Below are 2,301 nucleotides of genomic sequence, written 5' to 3' on the forward strand. Positions count from 1 at the left end.
CGCCGTCATCGCCTGGCTGATAGGTTCCCCCTGGCATCGTCTTGTGCAAGCTAGGACCACTGAGGGTAAAGCTGCCGCTGCAGAAGTCACCGGTGGCCGCGCCGAGTCTGCACTCCCGCTGGTGCCATTCCAGGTCGGGGCCGATGCCGTTGATCGCGAAGCCGGCGAACTCGTGGATCGGGACGACCTTGGCCGGGTCGGATTTGGTCACCGAATAGTCCAGGTGAGCATCGTTCGCGGTAGCCACCGCGGTACCCACAGGGCCGCGGTCTTCGGAGCCCTCGGCAACGACCTGGGCGCCGGGTCCGCCGCAGTGCGCGGCGGTGAAACCCACCAGCTCCCCGGTCTTGTCGTGGCCGATGGTGGTCAAGGTGCAGTAGCTGCCGCAAATGACGATGCCAGCCCGCCGCCGAACAACAGCTTGTCATCGGCGGCCGCGGTGGGAGCATTGATCGTTGCGGCCAATATCGCCAGCGTGACGGCCACCGCCCAGCCACGACCGATGCGCATGAGGGCCATTTTCCATTCGCCTCGCGTGAACATGCTGCTCGGGCAACTCACCTCGCCTGGGCTGTTGGGCATCGCCGGCGCCGCCCGACGAAACGCGTGCCGGCAAGGACTCCGCACTCCTCGATCGGAGACAGAAAACAAGACGTCGCAGTTCTCCAAATTCGAGATATCGGCCGCTGTTTTCTGTCGGTCAGGCTCCAGCCAGTTAGGCTCCAGCGCACGCACACACTCAAGGCCGTGCTGCGAGACTCGCATCGACAACGCTGGTGAGAGCCGTTCCATGCATCAATCGGCCCGGCTCGAAGGCACGTTCCCTACTCGTCCCGGCAACCATCGCCAGTGAACTCGACATTCACCGCACCACCATCACCCGCTATCTGGCGCTGCTGCAAACCGTATTCCTCATCAAGACGGTCCCTGCCTGGTCCGGCGGCGGGACCCACCGAGCACGATCGGCACACCCAAACTCGCCTTCGTGGACACCGGCCTGCTATGCCACCTCCTCGGCCAAGGACCCGCCCGACTTGCCGACCCGGGCGGCGCCGCCGGCCCCGTCCTCGAGAACTTCGTACTCATGGAACTGGCGCGCCAGCTCACCTGGAACGACGAACGCGCCACCCTCTGGCACTACCGCACCAAAGACAAAGTCGACGTCGACGCCGTCCTCGAATCCGCCGACGGACGAATCATCGGCATCGAAGTCAAAGCCGGCGCGACGCTTCACAAACACGACTTCGCCGGACTCCGCCACCTCCAAGACCGACTCGGCGACCGATTCGTCGCTGGATTTGTCCTGTATGCGGGACAACACTCCTTGCCCTTCGGCGACCGCCTGCGCGCGCTGCCCATCGACACCCTCTGGCGAGCCGCACCACAGCGGCCGACGGCACCCGAAGTGCCCGCCGCGCGGCGAAGAACATCCGCGCGGGTGCGGTGACGCGGCGCCGACGACGCTTGCCGACCGGTAGCGGCCCGCGGACTGTCGCCGACGGGCGCCGTCGCCTCGTCGAGGCTGGTGACAGTGTGTCCGCTCAGACCGCCCCGCCACAGCCACCGGGGGGAGCAGGTGGTGGGACGGGGCTGCCGTTGTCGACGACACAGGTGAGGGTGAGCACCGACCCCGCGAACGGGGCATTGCCGCGTACCTGGTGCCAGTACGACCCGTCGGGATAACGGTCGCCGTCGCAGAATCCGAATCCGTTGAACCCACCGACCCCGCCTCCGGGACACCAACCCTCCGCGGTGTTGGGAACGTGCGGGTCGAAAGTGGGCGGCAAGGACGGCCCGGGCGGCACCGCGGGCGCGGGGTCTGCGTGAGCCACCCCGGCACCCATCACCGCGACACAGGCCAAGGCCGCAAATATCACACCATTCATAGTTGCCTTCTTTCGATTCGAGGCGGGAAATATCCACTACTCGCGTCGCGTGGTGGCCCGTCGACACGCTGTCCACGCCGCTGGATCGCCTCCGAGTGGCGGCGACCGGAGTCGACGGGTGCTCGAGCGTGGCGGTCAACGCCGGATTGTGCCGATTGCCGGCGAGTGGCTGTTGTCGGCGCCGCTCGCCCCGCATCAAGGCCGGCGGCACGGCCGGCGCCGAGCCGAGTGGGGCCGTCGCTTCCCCGGCCATCAGGGCGTCGCCGTGGATCGCCCAGTGGCACAGGGTGTGTCGTCACCGCAGGTTGCCGTTCACCGATCCCGCAACTTCAGATCCCACAACTTCAGTAGTACGCTGCAACAGTTGTAGACAACAATAGTAGCTGCCTGCCAGGCTGCTGCAATATGCCTGCCA

The 2,301-nt window shown here is 66.4% G+C and carries 2 protein-coding genes and 1 pseudogene; 1 reads left to right on the top strand and 2 read right to left on the bottom strand.

Going from position 1 to position 2,301, the window contains the following annotated elements; translation table 11 throughout:
- Window positions 1–79: 79 nt before the first annotated feature.
- A pseudogene (locus tag ABDW21_RS10525) lies at window positions 80–510 on the bottom strand (serine protease); the annotation flags it as partial.
- A gap of 451 nt (window positions 511–961) precedes the next feature.
- Between ABDW21_RS10525 and ABDW21_RS10530 the strand changes: the two are divergent.
- Window positions 962–1,447, top strand: a complete 486-nt coding sequence (locus ABDW21_RS10530; protein WP_343601451.1) for a DUF4143 domain-containing protein — start codon at window positions 962–964, stop codon at window positions 1,445–1,447.
- Window positions 1,448–1,541: 94 nt separating this feature from the next.
- Here the strand turns inward: ABDW21_RS10530 and ABDW21_RS10535 are convergent, their stop codons facing one another.
- Window positions 1,542–1,886, bottom strand: coding sequence for a hypothetical protein (locus ABDW21_RS10535; protein ID WP_343601430.1), 345 nt, complete (start codon window positions 1,884–1,886; stop codon window positions 1,542–1,544).
- Between the last annotated feature and the right edge of the window lie 415 nt (window positions 1,887–2,301).

This window comes from Mycobacterium sp., from assembly GCF_039583805.1.
Classification (GTDB): Bacteria; Actinomycetota; Actinomycetes; order Mycobacteriales; family Mycobacteriaceae; genus Mycobacterium.